At 52.7% G+C, this 16,801-nt stretch carries 21 protein-coding genes; 2 read left to right on the forward strand and 19 right to left on the reverse strand.

All coding sequences use genetic code 11. The features are described from left to right. Nucleotide 1: 1 nt before the first annotated feature. Nucleotides 2–385, reverse strand: a complete 384-nt coding sequence (locus CZ203_RS00315; protein ID WP_087064143.1) for a hypothetical protein — start codon at nucleotides 383–385, stop codon at nucleotides 2–4. Beyond that, complete coding sequence (locus tag CZ203_RS00320) at nucleotides 386–2,983, reverse strand: hypothetical protein (RefSeq protein ID WP_087064144.1); 2,598 nt, start codon at nucleotides 2,981–2,983, stop codon at nucleotides 386–388. A 65-nt stretch (nucleotides 2,984–3,048) separates the two neighbouring features. Between CZ203_RS00320 and CZ203_RS15000 the strand changes: the two genes are divergently transcribed. After that, nucleotides 3,049–3,684 carry a hypothetical protein gene (locus tag CZ203_RS15000; protein WP_235847415.1) on the forward strand — a complete coding sequence of 212 codons (636 nt, stop codon included), beginning with the start codon at nucleotides 3,049–3,051 and terminating at the stop codon, nucleotides 3,682–3,684. Here CZ203_RS15000 and CZ203_RS00330 read toward each other — a convergent pair. The 14 genes from CZ203_RS00330 to CZ203_RS00395 all read right to left on the reverse strand — a co-directional run bounded on the left by CZ203_RS00330 (nucleotide 3,656) and on the right by CZ203_RS00395 (nucleotide 13,369). Further along, nucleotides 3,656–4,243 (reverse strand): bacteriophage Gp15 family protein, encoded by a 588-nt coding sequence (locus CZ203_RS00330; protein ID WP_087064145.1) that lies wholly within the window; start codon nucleotides 4,241–4,243, stop codon nucleotides 3,656–3,658. The two genes, CZ203_RS15000 and CZ203_RS00330, sit on opposite strands and share 29 nt — an antisense overlap. Next, nucleotides 4,240–4,668 carry a DUF6673 family protein gene (locus CZ203_RS00335; protein ID WP_087064146.1) on the reverse strand — a complete coding sequence of 143 codons (429 nt, stop codon included), beginning with the start codon at nucleotides 4,666–4,668 and terminating at the stop codon, nucleotides 4,240–4,242. The genes CZ203_RS00330 and CZ203_RS00335 overlap by 4 nt, the downstream gene beginning before the upstream one ends. Before the next feature lie 3 nt (nucleotides 4,669–4,671). After that, the gene (locus CZ203_RS00340; RefSeq protein WP_087064147.1) at nucleotides 4,672–5,208 is read right to left on the reverse strand and encodes a hypothetical protein; all 537 of its coding nucleotides are present in this window, start codon (nucleotides 5,206–5,208) and stop codon (nucleotides 4,672–4,674) included. 1 nt (nucleotide 5,209) lies between these two features. After that, the gene (locus CZ203_RS00345; protein ID WP_087064148.1) at nucleotides 5,210–5,623 is read right to left on the reverse strand and encodes a minor capsid protein; all 414 of its coding nucleotides are present in this window, start codon (nucleotides 5,621–5,623) and stop codon (nucleotides 5,210–5,212) included. Next, on the reverse strand, nucleotides 5,620–6,033 hold the full coding sequence (locus CZ203_RS00350) for a minor capsid protein (protein WP_087064149.1): 414 nt from the start codon (nucleotides 6,031–6,033) through the stop codon (nucleotides 5,620–5,622). Before CZ203_RS00350 ends, CZ203_RS00345 begins: the two co-directional genes overlap by 4 nt. Before the next feature lies 1 nt (nucleotide 6,034). Beyond that, nucleotides 6,035–6,367 carry a DUF6751 family protein gene (locus CZ203_RS00355; RefSeq protein ID WP_087064150.1) on the reverse strand — a complete coding sequence of 111 codons (333 nt, stop codon included), beginning with the start codon at nucleotides 6,365–6,367 and terminating at the stop codon, nucleotides 6,035–6,037. After that, entirely contained in the window at nucleotides 6,364–6,711 is a 348-nt protein-coding gene (locus CZ203_RS00360) for a head-tail connector protein (protein WP_087064151.1), read from the reverse strand. The genes CZ203_RS00355 and CZ203_RS00360 overlap by 4 nt, the downstream gene beginning before the upstream one ends. Nucleotides 6,712–6,859: 148 nt before the next feature. Beyond that, nucleotides 6,860–7,729, reverse strand: a complete 870-nt coding sequence (locus CZ203_RS00365; protein WP_087064152.1) for a hypothetical protein — start codon at nucleotides 7,727–7,729, stop codon at nucleotides 6,860–6,862. A 6-nt stretch (nucleotides 7,730–7,735) separates the two neighbouring features. After that, nucleotides 7,736–8,320 carry a phage scaffolding protein gene (locus CZ203_RS00370; RefSeq protein WP_087064153.1) on the reverse strand — a complete coding sequence of 195 codons (585 nt, stop codon included), beginning with the start codon at nucleotides 8,318–8,320 and terminating at the stop codon, nucleotides 7,736–7,738. Nucleotides 8,321–8,467: 147 nt separating this feature from the next. After that, nucleotides 8,468–8,701 (reverse strand): hypothetical protein, encoded by a 234-nt coding sequence (locus CZ203_RS00375; protein ID WP_087064154.1) that lies wholly within the window; start codon nucleotides 8,699–8,701, stop codon nucleotides 8,468–8,470. Continuing rightward, entirely contained in the window at nucleotides 8,682–10,262 is a 1,581-nt protein-coding gene (locus CZ203_RS00380) for a phage minor capsid protein (RefSeq protein WP_087064155.1), read from the reverse strand. The genes CZ203_RS00375 and CZ203_RS00380 overlap by 20 nt, the downstream gene beginning before the upstream one ends. Next, entirely contained in the window at nucleotides 10,262–11,677 is a 1,416-nt protein-coding gene (locus CZ203_RS00385) for a phage portal protein (RefSeq protein WP_143436022.1), read from the reverse strand. Before CZ203_RS00385 ends, CZ203_RS00380 begins: the two co-directional genes overlap by 1 nt. A 2-nt stretch (nucleotides 11,678–11,679) precedes the next feature. Beyond that, nucleotides 11,680–12,894: a PBSX family phage terminase large subunit gene (locus tag CZ203_RS00390; protein WP_143436024.1), complete on the reverse strand. Its 1,215-nt coding sequence runs from the start codon at nucleotides 12,892–12,894 to the stop codon at nucleotides 11,680–11,682. After that, complete coding sequence (locus CZ203_RS00395; RefSeq protein WP_235847416.1) at nucleotides 12,833–13,369, reverse strand: terminase small subunit; 537 nt, start codon at nucleotides 13,367–13,369, stop codon at nucleotides 12,833–12,835. Before CZ203_RS00395 ends, CZ203_RS00390 begins: the two co-directional genes overlap by 62 nt. Before the next feature lie 462 nt (nucleotides 13,370–13,831). Here CZ203_RS00395 and CZ203_RS00400 point away from each other — a divergent pair, with 462 nt between their 5' ends. Then, a complete protein-coding gene (locus CZ203_RS00400) occupies nucleotides 13,832–14,020 on the forward strand; it encodes a hypothetical protein (protein ID WP_087064158.1) in 189 nt (62 codons plus the stop codon). Between the two features lie 361 nt (nucleotides 14,021–14,381). On the opposite strand, the gene CZ203_RS00405 is transcribed toward CZ203_RS00400, so the two are convergent. Genes CZ203_RS00405 through CZ203_RS00415 form a run of 3 tightly spaced genes read right to left on the reverse strand, consistent with a single transcriptional unit; the run spans nucleotide 14,382 to nucleotide 16,277 of the window. Next, on the reverse strand, nucleotides 14,382–14,804 hold the full coding sequence (locus tag CZ203_RS00405) for a hypothetical protein (RefSeq protein WP_087064159.1): 423 nt from the start codon (nucleotides 14,802–14,804) through the stop codon (nucleotides 14,382–14,384). Then, entirely contained in the window at nucleotides 14,801–15,148 is a 348-nt protein-coding gene (locus CZ203_RS00410; protein WP_087064160.1) for a dATP/dGTP diphosphohydrolase domain-containing protein, read from the reverse strand. The genes CZ203_RS00405 and CZ203_RS00410 overlap by 4 nt, the downstream gene beginning before the upstream one ends. A 31-nt stretch (nucleotides 15,149–15,179) precedes the next feature. Further along, a complete protein-coding gene (locus CZ203_RS00415; protein ID WP_087064161.1) occupies nucleotides 15,180–16,277 on the reverse strand; it encodes a phosphoadenosine phosphosulfate reductase domain-containing protein in 1,098 nt (365 codons plus the stop codon). Between the last annotated feature and the right edge of the window lie 524 nt (nucleotides 16,278–16,801).

A 16,801-nucleotide genomic window follows, 5' to 3' on the forward strand; every position in this document is an offset into this window, starting at 1 on the left:
GCTATGGCCTCCTTTCCGGCTCCATTGCGGTAAATTTAATCGTAAGCTCACCCCACAGCTTTTCGGCTCCAGACATGCGCTTTAACACATCGGAAGCATTTGATACATAAGCCTCAAATGTCTTGGTGCCCTGTCCGTATGGCACGGTAATGGTATGGCTATCAACTGGTGCTGTGAGTGTCTCATACAGGGCGTCATAATCCCCCGGGGATAGCTGTGATGTACCGAATTTTGCATCGTAGTTGTAGTAAGTACCTATGATGTCACGCACCATCCTGCCGGAAAGCACGCGCCCAGCATTTTCCCCATCCAGCACGGAAGCGCTGCGTTTGAGTTCAATCAGGCTGATGCCGTATGCGCGCCCATCAATTTCAATTATCGCCATTTAGTAAGCGCCCCCTGTTACCAGCTTAACGCCGCGCCGGCGGCTTTCGTTATCCATCTCTGTTTTAAGCGCCCGCGCAAGTTTGCCGTCCGCAATGATACGGATTGTGATTTCGCCACCGGCACTCCCTCCACGCGCGTCCATTGCCCGGCCTACAGCTTCTTCAATGGTAGATATAGGCGCTTCAATATTTGTGCCGCGTTTCTGGTCGCCAAGGACGGCAAGGAACTCGTTATTGGGTGGGATCACCGCACCCGTAGCAAGGCGGGGGATCGGCGCGGATTTCAGGCTGTATGAACTAGGCACGCTTCTACCAGAAGAGGATGCTGTCCCTTGCGCCCTGCTCGTTGCACGGTTAACTGCCCAAATAGCTGCTGCTGCGCCTGCGACGCCTGCCGCAATCGCTCCCGCTACCATCATGGCTCCACCTGCACCTGTAAGAGCGTGTACCGCCACCGCCACTGTAGCTGCTGCAATTGCTAACAGCCCCAATACTGACACTGCTTTTTCAAGGCTACTCATATCCTTCCATGCATTAGCTACCTTAAGTGCTAAATCAACGAGAAGCACAATACCAGCAACCACTAACATTAGTTCAAGTCTCCATTGCGTAAGTGGACTCAAAGACCCACTTAATGAGCTTGCAACTCTCCCTATCCCTTGTGCTAATTTAAAAAGCGCAGGCAAAACACTGCTGATTTTCCATGCAGCGATAAATAGAACTACTAGTTTAGTGACCGTAGTTAACGCAGAAGCATGCTCAGCTAAAAATGATAATATACCGGCTAGGCTGTTAATAAGGGCGGGCAACCCCGTTTCAATGACCCATCCTAGGAATGGCAGCACAATATTTTTCCATATGTCACTTAGTGCTGTACCAATTGCTGACACAATTGTTGAAATTGGCATTAGAATATTACTAATTGAAGAAAGTAGCGGCTCTAGATCTAATCCGGATGCCCACTCTACAGTTGCTTGCACAAGATCATCAACTGTTTTTAGGACTGCATTAATAATTTGCAGGATTGCAGACATAATCGCCTGACCGTTGCCACCGGCATTCCATGCAACCGTAAACCTCTCTGCAAGGTTCCCGACAACCGTTATAAGCCCCGTTGCAATGGATATTAAATGACCAAGGATTGTTTGCCCAAGGCCGCCTTCATTCCAAGCGATAATAAACGCCTGTCCAATAGAAACCACTAATGTGATAATGTTATTTAGCGCGTCCGCAATTGCCTGTATCAGTTGCGTACCCGCATTGTTTGTAGCCCATGCAACAGTGAAGGCGGCTGCAATGGCACCGATGATGCCAAGTATCGTTTGAAGCAAAAGGTGGATATTGTTCAAAACCGTTAGGCCGGTTCCATTCGTCCAAACCGAAGCAAAACTGCGTCCTATTTGCCCAATAAGCGAGAGTATCCCAGATAAGGTGGTTTTTACTGCATCAATCGTTGTTTGCCCTTGCCCCGTCCACGATTGCTTGAACACAGCGCCAATCTCAGCCGCATAACCTTTCCACTCTTCAAATAATCCCTTGATCTTGTCTGCAATACCTTGCGTTGCCTTATCAATCGGTGCTTCTTGAAACATTTCATCAGGGGAAGGTGCCTGTGCGTCCTCCTTCTTCCCAAAGGATAACTGGTTGATCTGATCAAAGGATGCCATTGCCTTGTCCGTTTTCTTTGCGGCTTTTTCCGTGGCATCCCCAAACTGTGTTGCGGCTTTTGTAGCCTGTGTATAGGTAGTGCCGTTACCGAATAAAGCCGCAGAAAACTGTGCCGCGCTATTTGCAGCTTTGGCAAACCAATCCGCAACATTCTCAATCAATGGTGCCAGCCCCTCCAAAACCGGCTTAAATGCTGCTGTTATCGCATTCCGGACAAAAAGAAACGATGTTGCAAGCCGCGACATCGTCTCTTGAAATGAATCACTATATTTTGCAAGGTCAGCAAACCCTTGCTTTACTGCCTCAATACCTTTCCACAACAGCATATTGAATAGCATGAGTTTTAGCATGTTCGCCAGACGTTTCAGGGATTTTGAGAGCGGGTCTGCTGCCCTGGTATTGTCCTTCATAGCACGCGTATGCTTTCGGGTTTCCTTTGTTGCAGTACCTGTGTTTTGTTTAAGCGTCTTAAGGCGTGTTCCCAAAGAGGCAAAAATTTGTTTGGACTTTTCCGCTGCCCCGCTAAGTTTTTCTTCCGAATTGCTGTGTTCCAAAACGTCCTGCGCGGCTTTTTCATGCGCCGCCCCTAACTCTGACGCATACTGTTTTTGATTGGCAAGCCGCTGCTCCAGCCTCTCAGATGCCTGTGCCATCTTACGGTACGCAGCATCCATTTCTAATGATTTCGTGAGTGCTGCATTGAATGCGCCTTCATCCCACTTTAGGCCGATATCCAATTGCGCGGCTTTATCCGCCTTTAACGCATCCATCCTTGCATCCAAAGCGGCGATCTGCCGTTCTGTATTCCTAATGGATGCTGCCGCCTTATCAAATGCAGATTTGGCTCTCTGTTCGATCTTTTGGAGATCCTTTAATACAGCGTCGCTATCTGATGTGATTTTAATTTTAATAGAGCCAGCTTCGTCCATATGCTGCCTCCTCTCTTGTAGGATATGTAAATTAATGCTATACTTACCTCAAAGGAGGGATAGTAATGTTCTGTACAAATTGCGGCACACAGTTTGAAGGAAATTTTTGTCCAAAGTGCGGGCAAGCAGCTGTAATACCTGCTGAGGGATCAGAGACACCTCATCCGGTTTCTGCCGATAGCCACTTATATTATGATAAGCAGGGAGATTTAATCGACCTTGCCGTCATTCTTGGTGCCTATAAAGAGAGAAATCAAATTATCAGTTTTTTTAAGCGCTGCACCAACTATCCCATTGAGGAAATAGGACAAATCGTTGATTATATGTTTGACAACGTTACTCCGCGTGAGTATGGCGCATTAAAAGCTATCGCCATGCGCGACCAAATTGAATCCGCGTTTAAACGTGCCGATCCAAAAGGATATCTCAAAGAGTTATTGTCTGATGACACTGACCGGAGCCAAACAAATGACGGGCGTCAAACAAAACATAGCCGAATCAAGGAAAATCAAAGAAATGGTATCGCCTGTTGCCCCAAATGCGGTTCCACTTCCCTAACAGCAAATAAAAAAGGGTTCGGTATCGGAAAAGCTGTTGTTGGTGCTGCCGCTGCTGGACCGTTAGGCCTTGTTGCTGGAAATTTAGGCGCAAAAAAAGTTTGGGTCACCTGCCTCAACTGCGGCCATCGCTGGAAGATGTAATTTGTGCAACAAACGCATTTTCCGCTGCACGCTGCTCCGCATCCTTCTCCTCGGGTAGCGACAGGATATCTTCCATCCGGTAATATGTCATGCGTTCCTCTTTGGTGAGTTTGCCATCCTGCTTCCGTCTGCGGAGGTAGAGCATTTGCTGGAAGAAACAGTCCTCCCGCAGGTCAAGGAACAAATAACAGAATTTCCACCAATGCAAATACCCGGTTTCCTCCAGGTCAATCCCATGCGTCTGGCGGATCGCCGAGTAGATATACTTTGCGTCCTTGCCAAAGCTGTACAGCCTCCCGCCTCGAGTATCGTTGGCCTCACCTTCCGGGGATTCCCCACAATTTAAAAATAATACCGCCAGCTCGCACGCTTTGTGCAAGTCTGGCGGTATTTCTTTGTAAAGCAAATGAAGCATTACAAGCTGCTTATCTATACTCGTAAGCCCTGTATCCTCAAATGCCAACATGATCTGTACGCCGACCCGGAAGTCGGTGTTTAATTCATACTCGACCCCATCAATTTCCGCAGTAGTCGGGAACCGGTCTACAAGGGTGTTCATTTTAACGACCTACGTTGCGCACGGTTCGTATACTTCTTAATGCGTTCATTTTGCGCCGCCTCCAGGCTGATGCCAACTTCTTCAAGAAACTCACTAATTGCATCAAAAGAACGGGACTGCCCAAAGACCATCTGGCTTACCCCCGCGCCAAACACTTCGTCGATCTTAACCATAACGTCCTCGCAAATGTCCCTTGCAAGTTTCATGATCTCACGTGCGTTCTTTGGAATGCCATATTCATCAGTCTCTTTATTGGCGTCCAGTGCCGCGCCTCGCGCTTCATATTCCGCCTGCCTGTCTTTGAAATACGAGATAATATCATATACCCGTTCAGCAAACACTACATCGGAAGGGTCTAAGTGCAGTTCCCCAACATGTTCGCCATCCCGTTCTACTGGGATTAAAACACCTGTATTGATTTTCATTGCTTATACCTCCCCGCCCACGGGCTGTGACGTTGCCGCAGTAAATGTTACCTTGCCATCCGTGATTGTGGCCGTGCCATAGGTTCGGCTGCCCGTCCAATGGATGTTGTAGGGGATCGACAAACCCTTGGTATCGCCGCCGTAACTCTGGACTTCAATAATGCAGTCTTGTGCCCACGCGTCATAAGTTGCATCCGCATTTGAAAAGATATTGACGCACAGGAACTTGCGTTCAACATCGGAAAGCGTTTTGCGGTACTTTACAATATCATACAGGATTGCAAACAGCTTGCTTTCCTTGCGGGCGCGGTAAGGTTCGACCGAGGTCTGCTCCTCATATTTGTCGAGCGTCGTAGTGGTTACGCCTGTAATATCCGCCGTTGTTTCCACGTTGGCATTCATTTCAATGGACAGGTCTTCAATTTTGTCGCCCTGTAACTCCCACTCCGGCGCGACAGCCCCCGAAGCGGACACATCCGCAAACAGCTTAAATTCTTCTCTTTTTACATAACCAGTACCAGTAATTTTAGGATCAGGCATATCAATTGCTCCTTTTCGTCAACGTTATTTGTAATTGCACCTGGTATAGCCCCAGGCCGTCATTATCAACATCCATCAGCATCACATTGGACGCCCCTATGGCCTCCGCCTCATAGTCTCCGGGCAGCTCCGGCAAATCACCATTGTCAGACCGCATTTCAATCCATTCCGTAAGGCTTTCAAGGAAATCATAATTCTGTTTCCGGTCTGCTTCATCCTGTATGCACTCCTTTGCCCAAAAAACATAATTGTTTTGATATATACGGGCGCCGGTTACGTCTTTTGCCGTTTTACCGTTGCCCGACGGGGCAATGGCATAGCTGGAGGGTTTCCCCGTGGTATTATCCGTCAAAGGCTGCAGCTGCATGTCCGGGTACTGAGAAAGCCACCCCTGTACCGCCGTAAGTATACTCATCCCGCACCCCCAATCACCTTAGCCATGCTTTGCAGGATATCGTCCTTGTGTTCAACCCACATGCGTTTATCCCAAAACGCCCCTGCTTGCGGGTTTTTAGTTTTGTCATACAGCAGGTCTCGGTTCGTGACACGTTTGGGTTCATCCTTTTTTGCCCACGGGCTGCCGCTCTCTATGCCCACCATAACCTTCCCATAATACAGGAACTTCGCATACGGGCCGCCATACACAATACCATCCGGCACCAAAAAACGGTTCTTCATCTGCAGGCCAGAACGGGCTGGCAAATAGGCGGACATATAGCGGTCGCACTCCTGGACAAAAAACTGCTGTACCTTGCCCCCGTCGTCCAGCCCTTTAAGTTTTAGCACAGCATGTGCATCAATGTTATGTACCATATGGATATCCATACTATTTACCCGTCACCTCCCAGTGCGGAAGGCTTCCAAAATCGAACTTATCCGCAGCGGATACAATTACCGCCCCAACCGCCAACAGGTCTTTTGCCGTCTTTGGTTCGAGGCTTATATTGCCCTTTGCCATAAAGTCTTGAGGCCGCACAACAAAGCTTCCCGGCGTACTTTCAAACGGGATGGTAACAAAAATGCCATTATCCGCCGAAACACCGTTTTTGCGCAACTGCACGCCCCTGCTTTCTTCCCACAGGACGCCATCAATGACTACACGGGTATATGTTTCATCGTCTGCCCTGTTCCATAGCGTGATGGTATGCGGTAGCATCATACATCCACCCCGCTATACAGCAATCCGGTATCCCCTAAATAAGCGTCTACCGCCGCGTACATGCGCTGTGTGGGCGTTTTCGGGCTTGCCGCAAAAGTCCTTGACCATTTGCCTACCGTTTCGCTGACGACCTCACCGCCCGCCTCTTGGCGGTATAACTCATCCACTACCGCACAGCATGCGTCTTTGACCTTGCCGCTCCATGCATCGGCCACTCTGGAAGCCCGGCCAAATGTAACACGGTCTAAATAACCGGAAGCTTTCCTGGATAGGCGGTCAAAATCTGTTTCCGAAATTGCCCCCCGGAAAACAGCCCTGTAATAGCTATAATCCGCATATACCATCACGCCGCCCTCCTGTCAGCCTTCCTTTTTGTCCCCTTCGGGCGGTTTTGCACTGCCCAGCTTCTTGTCCTTTTCCTCGGGAACCTTGCCCGCCGTTTTCTCAGCAGGGAATGTCAAGCCAACGGTCTTTCCCATTCCATCCACCTTCTTACGCCTTGTGGTGCAGGTAAATGCCCGCAACCTTGTTCTGGTAAGCGTCTGCAATACCGACATTGCGGTAACCGAACTTGTAGGCGTCGCCCGACTGGTTCACGCCCGGATCGATAATCTTCGGCGCGACATGCTTCTGGAACTGGATGACGGCGGGCTTGTGGATGACCATAAAATTGATCTCCTTGCCGCCCGTTGCCACCGCATAACCACCGGCTTCCTCGCCGGAGGTCTTGCCATCCTTCTGCTCAATCGCCGTATAGAAACGGGTCTGCGGCACGTCCCGAATCATGGCAAAGCGCTGGAACACCTCGCGGCTCTTGGTCGTGTCCATATCCTGCACCAAGCCGTGCAGCGTGGGTGTAATGTACAGGTACCGCTGGTCAATCGGCACCTCAGCTTCATCCATCTGCGTAATGGCGGTACGCAGGGCTGCAATGACCGCAGCGCCATCCGCAAGCGCGCCGGACGTGCTGGTAATACCGGTTTTCCCTGCGTAACTCGCAAAGCGGAATGCGTCCAGCTCCGGCACAACCTTCGTGCGGATAAACTCGCCGGCCAGCCTGCCGAACGCAATGCCCGCAGTCTCCAGATCGTCCATCGTGTCCACGGTGAACATGCGGCCACGGTCGAAATTGCACTTGACCGTTTCATTCTTGAGGGTGACGTCGCCATCCACGTAACCGCCGTTACGGCTATAGTCGCCAAGCCCCTGCATGTCAAGCATCGGGATCACAAGTTCGTTTGCATTCGCGCCCTGCGTAACCAGCTCGGGCGCACCGTCCAGGTCGGACGTGAGGGATGCAAGCTTATAAACTTCATCAAGCAGCGGCACATAGGCCTTTGCCAGTTCAATTGTATTTGCCATAGGTATTTACTCCTTTTCCGTTGCCGGCAGCCCGAACGCCGCGCGCAGCGCCGCACCGGGGCTTGCCGTATTGCCGCCACTCGTCTTACCAACGACACGCGGGGCGGGTTCGCTGCCGTCTGGTTCAAATGCGTTTGGGTCGTCGGCCTGGTACGCTTTGACAAAATCCTCAAGGCCGAGCAGCTTGCCGTCCTGTACAGGAAGCTTCTTCGCCGTTAGGTCGGCCACAAAAGCCTTGCGTGCGCTCTCGCTGCTGAACTTTAGCCCAGAAGCCGCTTCCTTCACAGAAAAGCCATATTCCTTGGCCGCAAGCTGATCCTTGAGTGTCTGCATGTCGGTGTTGTACTTGCTTTCCCACTCGTTGGCCTTGGCCTTGATACCGTCGATATCCAGCTTTTCAAAGCCCTTGATCGCCTCGTTGGCCTCGCCGAGCTGGGTCTTGAGCGTGTCACGTTCCGTGGTGAGCGCAGAGACCTGGTTGTCAAGTGCCGTCTTGGCCTTGCCGTGCTCCGCCATGATCGCCTCGATCGCTTCCTTTGTCAGCTTCGCGCCGCCGCCAAGATCAAGCCCTTCTAAAAATTCGCGTTTCATCCTATGTCCTTTCCCCCGCTACGCTATTTTTGCCCGGGGTTGCGACCCCCGCGCGGGTGTGCCCGTTGCGCCCGGCACGCGGCGAAAATGGGTATAAAAAAGCACCGTACCTTTCGATACGATGCAGATTTATTGAATTGTTTGGTTTTAACCTGTAAATTGAAGATGAATGGAATCCAACACATCTTCCAACGGCATCCCGTCAATCCGGTATCCTTGCAACAAGGCGGCGGCATCCGGGAACGTAGCGTCGTTATCCACACCTTGTGCGCCTATTGTAATGCCATCATCCGTCCAAGGTAGGATCGTATACATCATGCCATTGTAAGAAAATTCAATATCCGATCCGGCTTCAATTAAGCTAATCAGTTTTTGGCGCATGATAATTCTCCCCTTCCTTGATAATATCTGCGTTTAATTCCAGATCCCTTTTACTCAGGGCTTCCGGCTTGCCGCGAGAGTTCTTTTTTGCATGGTCATATAGATGTTTGTGCGCCCCGGTCGGATGGTACTTCGGTTTCCCGTGGTCATCTGTATCGTAGTCAAGAATAGGCTTGCCGTCATAGCCATACACCCGCCGCTGCTTAACAGTCCCATCCATACGCCTCAGGTCAACAACCGTGTTGATTGCACCTGTTAGCGGCAATGATGAAACCCCTTTCCCAAGGGTAATACTTGTTGCGTTTTCAAGCATCCGCACGTACTGGGCGGATGTATATCCGCTTGTTTTCCCTATTATATCATTTTTGAGTACCGCATTCAAATGCGCTTTGCCCGCTGCAACAACAGCGCTGGCCTGCTCGGGTTTCTTTCTCCCGAACCCGGCAACCTGCGCCCGTTCGCGTTGGGTGCGCAGCCCCGCCGCCTTTGAAAAGCGGCTATATTCTTCATTCAGGCGTGCCAGCCTGATTTGCGCCGTTAAACGGCGGTCTTTATCGCCTGTAGCATCCGCAAGCTGTATACGCCTTTTCTGCGCCCGTATCTCCCGCTCAATCTTGCGCTGTTGCTGTGTGGCCTCGTACATCGAGTAGTGACGGCCTTCGTAGTCAATGCCACTCGCATTATCCTCCTGGAATTGCCGCAGCTGTTGTTCGCTGTACATCGGCTTGCTTACACCCAATATGATCGGAAAAGCCGCATGTCCACAATTCAGCGTCCCGATCCGGCGGGCAAGGCTATTATTGAGGGCTTTATATTGTGCATCCGTATATTGCCTACCCTGTATGGGTTCATGGTCGGGTGCGGACGCTGCGTGTGCGGATATCTCCCATCCATTGGCTCCAAGGCTGTCGTGGTTATGCTGGCTTATCTGCTCCTGCATTAGCCCCATGCCACCCATGATATTCCGCCGGATTGCCGCCTCCATACTGGTATGCGTGCCGCTCTCATAGTCGATTACACGGATACCGTATTTAGCCAGATTAGCAGTTGCCTGGCGGATAGCAGACGTATAATCCGTCGCGCCAGTAAATACCTGTTTGAAAGCAAAGTCTGTAGCGCTGCGGTATACGTCCCGCAACGGCAAAGCCCTTCCGTATGGGTCGACCATGCCAAGGGTTTGCGTCAAGTTCGTTAAATCGTCCTGCGCCAGTTCAACCGCCGTTTGGGCTAGTTGCTGCATTACCGGATTGCGCTCAAATGGTAGCGCCTGTACATACGGGAGGTTGCGTATATCAAAATTATATCCGACCTCAGCCGCCTGTGTAAGCAGCTTGCGGAGTTCCTTGTGCGATACCTTGAGTTGTTGCCGCAAGTGCTTTTTAACGGCTCGTTGGGATATGCCAAGCTGCTGCGCCTGCCACATCTGATAAGCTGCAGTGCTGGTAAGCTGCCCGGCCTCCTGAATGCGCCGCCCTATGTCCTGGATTAAAAAGTCTATGATAGGGGCTACAATTTGTTCCGACTTGTCACGTAAGAAATTGATTTGCTCTGGCAGGAGCATTATTCCCCACCGCCCACTATTGCTTCCATATCCGGCATATACCTTTCCCGTATGGACTGCAGGTCTTCCGGGGTTTCATGTGGAAGGCCGAAATACCATGCTATGACCAGTTCAGGCCGCAATGCGCCAGCGGCACAAAGCTGCATACGCTGTGCGAACTCCTTGTCGCTGTCGGTTACGATGCTGTCATCCCATGTGTACGACGTTTCATATTTGCCCGCCGGTGCCAGCCTTGCGACCGTCGCCCAAACGTCCATTGCATAGGTCAGGTCGTCCAACGCTACCTGCAATGCCGCCTGCAGCGAGGACACCGTGGAATACGACCGCTGTTTGCTGGTCTTGACCTCTTCGGCTGTCTTTTCCACCGTCTGCGGGTCTGATAACGTGCCATAGGCAAGCCCACACTGAAATTCAATGCGCCGTAGGATGTCCTGGAAGCCCTTATACAGCGGGTCTTCGCGGATTTGCGGGGAAAACACATTGTAAAGCGGCTTGTCGTCGCCGCCGATATCCAGCGCCCGGAAAAACCGCCTGTAGCCCTTCGGGATGTCCGGCCTGCCGGTATTAGTGTCTATCCGGAACGCACGGGACGAAACGTCTACTGCAAGTTCTGACGCCCGGAACTCCCAGATTAGCCGCTCCCACTGCTCGTCGGCCTGCTGGAAGAGTGGCACCGCGCGCGCATAGACCGAAACGCCCAGCGGGCTTCCCCGGTCGATGTTGTTCGCCAAAGGCACACGGAAGTAGCCGAACAACGGCTTCTTGATATTCGCAAGCGTTACCTCCTCGTCGAGTTCCGACCATGCGGGTACCGAACCGAGCGGGACAGGCACGCCGAGCGACGCGGGGGTATTGGACATATACGCCGTATTGCGTATCGTGTATATCCCGTCCGTGCCCAGGCTGTGCGTTTCAAAGCGTGTGTAATACTGCTTTCCCCTTGTGAACTGGTCGACGAATACGCCGCCCGTGACATGGCCGGTGCCGTCGAACCCCGTCGGGAAAAAGCGGTCTGCGGGCGTGCAGTCAATCGCCAGCCCTTCCCCGGCGGGATATGGTTTAAACGCCATACCACCTAGCGCACAGCCCTGCTCGACCTTCGCCTGCAGCATCGCGATAAACGGCGCGCGCTGGCTGTCCAGCCAATCCGCACGCGCGCTCCCGCTGACCTGGGTCTTAAGCTCCAGCGTCGTAAGCCGCGCCAGTTCGCCAGCCACCGCAGCCGGCAGCCCAAGGGGGATCACCGTATCGGATTTCCACGGCGGCTCATTGCGGTACAGCTTTTCCCACAAGCCGATTTCGTCCGCCATTTCCGGGCTGACCGCGACGTCAAGCCCCACCGCCTGTTTGATATCCAGCTTTTGCAACACCCTTGTCAACACCTGCCTTATCCAAACCATAAACCTTTGTATCATACTTACCACCTATAGACGCCGCGCAGGATGGACATGCAGAAATACCGCATATCGTCCATTGCATGGTCGTTCTCTTTGATGACTTTATCCTCGCCCGCCTTATCATCCCAGGCGTACGCGCCGAACTCGCGGATAATGTCCGCGCACCCTTCCATCACCTGCACGCGCCCGGAGGCCAGCAAGCGCGCCGTATGGCGGATGCCATCCAGCACGCTGTTATTCGCTTTCTGCACGCGGTACCGGCCATGCCTCCGGACGGTTTCAATGAACGACGCCGCCGAGGGGTCGGCCACGATGTCCTGGATCACCCGGTCACCCGCAAGCTTTTCCAGCGCGGCGTAATATTCCTCGTCGGTCTTCTGCCGCTTTTCCTTGCGCCCATCGTAGTAATATTCGGCCACGCGAACCGCCCGTTCTGGTGTCACACACCACAGCCCCGCCGAAAACGGGTTCATAGTGCCATAGTCCACTGAGATATACCACAGCCCACTGTCCGGCAGCTCGTGGGCAATGTGCTGATCCGCGTTGAATGCCGGATAGACAAGCCCCTCCGCACGCACCCAGCGCCCCTGCACAAAGCGGTCATAGTAGACCGTGCCGCCATAGTCACGCCTGATCTCGGCGGCGACACGCGGGTCGAGGAAAGGGTTGTCGTCCAGCGTGTAACTCTGCCTGTAGATGTCGCTGCCGCCCTTGAGGAAGTCCAGAAACCAGTGTGTGGGCGCATCCGGGTTGCACGTCCCGTCAAAGGTACTGTTCGGATACGACAAACGGCTCTTGAGCATGGAGAATACATCCTCGTGCCAAGTCGTCACCTCATCGCCATAACAATACTCGATGCCCGCGCCCTGGATTTTGGACACCTGATTGACCTTATCCGCACCCAGCACATAGGCCGTCTTGCCGAAAAGCTGCACGGTGTTGTCGCTGATCGTCGAGCCGACAAGGCGCTCCGTCCATATCTCACGCATGGGGTCAAGCAGGTTGCGGCGCAGCGTACCTTGCGTGTTGCCCAGCAGCACGATTAACCCACCGTTATGGCAAGCCCGGATGCGTCGCGGGATCATGTAATAATCCAGGTAGGTCTTGCCCGAACGCGTCGCACCCTCCTTGACATTCCAGCGGTGCGTCGCGTGCGTCCAGTATTCCTTTTGTTTAGGGCTGAGCTGCACGGTCGATACCCTCCAGAATCTTATCCAGCTTTTCCAGCGCGTCATTGTCCGCGCCCTTCTCAAACATGCCTAGATGCTTACCGCACAGTTCCAGCGCTTTCAGCTTGTCACACAGCTTCACTTCACGCTCTATTGCGGTATCGACCACCGGCGCGCCGCTGTCGTCCACGCCCTTATGCGGCACGTACTTGACCCGCATCCCGGCGATCGCGGCGATGTCATCTTCCCCCGCGCCTTCCCTCACCTCAGCTGTCTGGAAGTCTATCACATTCCGCGGGTTTACAAAGGCCAGGCGGCCAAGTTCCCGCAACACCCGGTCTGCATTGATACCTACACGTTTTGACCTTTCAGCCATGGCTTTATCGACGCGCGCGCGGATTTCCGGTTTCTTCATCAGTTCATGGCCGATATTCCCGGCGCTGTCCGGAGAGTACCCCGCCCGGATCGCCGCCTGTGTCATATTTAGGTCAATGAGGTATTCCTCAATAAACCGTAATTGTTTCTTGGTGATATCCCCCACCACCTTTCTGCATAATAAAACCGCCCACGGAATCCGCAGACGGTTAAAAACATTTATAATTTTCTGAACTTTTCCCCGAATGCCCGTTGACACGTACGTGTACAAATGCTATAATAAGAACATAGAAAGGAGGTAAGCGAATGGGACGAAAAAAAGCCCAAAAGCAACGGAAGAAGCGTTTGAAAGAACTCCTCGAATGGTTGGCACTCATTACCGGAATTGTTTCAGCGATCTACACAATGCTTAAGGGCTAAGGGAGCGGGGAGGGAAACCTCCCCTACTCTTAAACAGTATACCCTATTCGCATTCATATGGTCAAGTATATTAAGTCCGTCGCGCTGCTCTGTATCTTTCTATCCAATCTTGCGTTATCCGTAAAAAACGGCTTTAACGCGCTGGCCGTTATTGCAATGTTACTTTCCGTAGTTGTGCTGATATGGGATATTATCGAGGGGGTTCAGTATGGACGGAAAAAGTAAATACGCCCGGCAGGCCGCATACAACCGCAAGACGTATGTCCGCTTCCCCCTTGACCTGAAACCCGATGTGCTGGAAGCATTCAAGGCCAAATGCGCTGCCAACGGCACCACACCTACAACTGAAATCAAGCGATTTATCGCGGAATACTGCAAAGACGAGGCCGGGGAATAATCCCCGGCTTTTTTTATTGCACAAATCCTGCAATCCATCATCCGATTGCACAAATGATGCAAATGAAAAGACAGCCCCTCACGAGACTGCCTAATCGAAAAACATATTCTAACGTACCGCCGGACTACTACCCCGGCTCTGGTGACCAGCGCGGCTCTTGCACCTGCCGCCGGCCATGTACCCCTTTCGGGGTATGCGCAGGTTTACGGCTTACCTGCAAGCCCGTTCCACCCTTCGCCCTCATGCAGGCAACCGGGTGATATCCGCCCCGAAGGGCGGTATAGAAAGGAGGGGATGGATCGGCGTTTGAGTTCACCCCTTCGGGGCTTTGCTCAATATCATAATAGCACATGTCTATGTATTATTTTTTATTCACCTTTACAATCTGCTCAATTGTTCGTAACGCTTTCGGATGCTTTTTTTGCACCGTATCAGAATAGCTATAATGAATCGCCACCGCCACCTGTTCCCACGTCTTGCTGTTGATGTAATACTCGATCAACAGGGTTGCAAGGGTGGAATCCTGTACCCCTCGGATCACATGCAGTATTTCCGCGCGTATCCGGTTCAGCTCGTCGATCTGCCGGTCAATTTCCTCGCACAGCTCTATGTAGGCGGCGTTCTTCTCGTCCGGCGCTGCCTTCCCTCCGGATATTACGCAAACCTCACGCGGGCGCGCTGTGGTCGATACAGCACGGTCATAGGCACGCTGCTTGCTGCCTTGCAGCGCTATGATCCGCTCTTCCTGTTTGCGTGCCCGCATCAGCCATTCTTTCGCGGTCATGTGCCATCCTCCATCCCCAACAGCTTCCGTGCAACCTTTGACCCCCTCAAATCATCTACCCATTCCAGGGCTACCAGGAAGGCCAGGTTGCAAAGCACGTGCCACAGGTGCGGCAGGCCGCTTTCTTCGTCTAGCCGTTCGCCGTCCAGGTATTTCAGCCAGTGTCGGTAACAAGCGTCCCGATAGCGCTGCGGCTCCACCTTGCGCCAGTTTTTCGGGTCGTGATATTTCTGTGCCCCGTATTCACGGACAGCCGTCAGCGCCCAGATAGCTTGCAATGGGATCAGCGTTGGGCGGGGCTTGCCTTGGTCGTTCTTCGCCTGTGCTGGCTTGTGGCTATCCATTATCATCCCTCCCCCGGCTCCTGGCCGGATGTCATATCTTCATTTTGCATTTGCAATTCTCATTGATATACTCGACGACCTCCCGGTATCCAAGCCCGCCCTGCTCCAAGCCCCGCAAAGCGAAATCTATCGTCTGCGGCTCCATCCCCTTAAGGCGCTCCAACCGTTCCGGGTCGAACTGGCACCCAAACAGGCACAGCTTACAGCCTGTCCGCTGCTCACCGCTAAACTTTAGCGTACCGTCCGCTTGCCGCACCAGGTCGCCATACATTGGCGCTGTCGGCAGCTTATACCTGTCGATATACCAAAGCACGTCCTGTTCCAGCCAGAAGCCCATTGGTTTTGATTTCACGTGGTTGCCCTTGAAGGCATTGCAGCCCGTTTTCAAATACGACTGTTTACGCGTCTCGCTGTCGGAAGCCATTTCGGCGATCACAGGGCTGAGGCCGAGTTCACGTTCGATTATTTTGATCGGTGCCTTTTTGAGGATATCGCAGCATTTTTCCGACACCTTGAACGGGGCTGTGATCAGCGGCCTCCACTTTAGCGCCAGCTTGTTGTACGTTGAAACCTTGTTGTCGCTCTTAATCCCCGTCAGGTCGAGTACGATCGTATCCGGCGCGCCCATCGCGCGGAGCATATTGGCCGACTGTATCCCATCTTTCAGGCGGCCTTTGATATCATCCCATTGCACGCCGGATTCCTGCAGCCATGACCGTACCTCGCGCACCTTCCGGGCGGTCTTTTTGCTGGCAACCGGATACCCCTCCGTGCGCAGCACGTCGTAATAGGTCTGCTCTCCACGCACAACATGCAGGTCAATACCGATCCCGTGTTTCTGCCCGATATAGGCGCAATACTGCCGGACGAATACCTCCATGCCGCTAAACTCATTGCTTGTATTGGCGTAGACGACCGTCAGCGGGATATCCCCATGATCCTTACGGTTCTTAGACCAAACCCGCGCCGTGATATCGAGCAGTACAGTGCTGTCCTTCCCGCCCGAAAAGGATACGGCGATTTTATAGCCTGTTTTCAAACACGCCTGGTAGATTTTCGATACCGAAAGATGGTGTTTAAACTCCGGGCTGTATCCCTGCATCTCTTTTAATTTTTCAGCTGTTACCATAGTTCCCTCCCACGTCTGAGAGGCGAGCGCTCATTATACCGGTGCCTCTATGGTTTGTTGGTTCCCCGGATAGCGCCGGGGATTATTTGTCTGCTAAATCCGCTTTTGCCTATGAATGGGTGAGTGCGTTCATAATAGCATTGGCAAGCGCAGCCTCGCCATCTGTCACACCGTAGAAGCCAACCGACGGGTCATGTATCCAGTCCACAAAGCAGCCGTGTAGGAAATCCACCATGCACAGCCCCATATCCGGAAGCGCGGGACAATCTGTGCTGCACGGCCAACCTTTCGCACTATGGGGGCAATCTCCATAATCGATTGGCAACAATTCACAGGCATCGCGATATGCCGGTTTATGCTTCGGTCTGCTCATTCGTCACACCCCATCCCGCAGCATCCGCACGCGGTCTTCCGCAAAGAACAGCCCGTCCCGGGTCAGCCCAAAGCATTCCCGCAGTTGCCGCCCGTCCGTGTGCGTATACTCCACTATGCAGAACCGCCCGCGCGGGTGTATCCACGTGACC

The organism is Intestinibacillus massiliensis (assembly GCF_900155735.1).
Lineage (GTDB): Bacteria > Bacillota > Clostridia > Oscillospirales > Butyricicoccaceae > Intestinibacillus > Intestinibacillus massiliensis.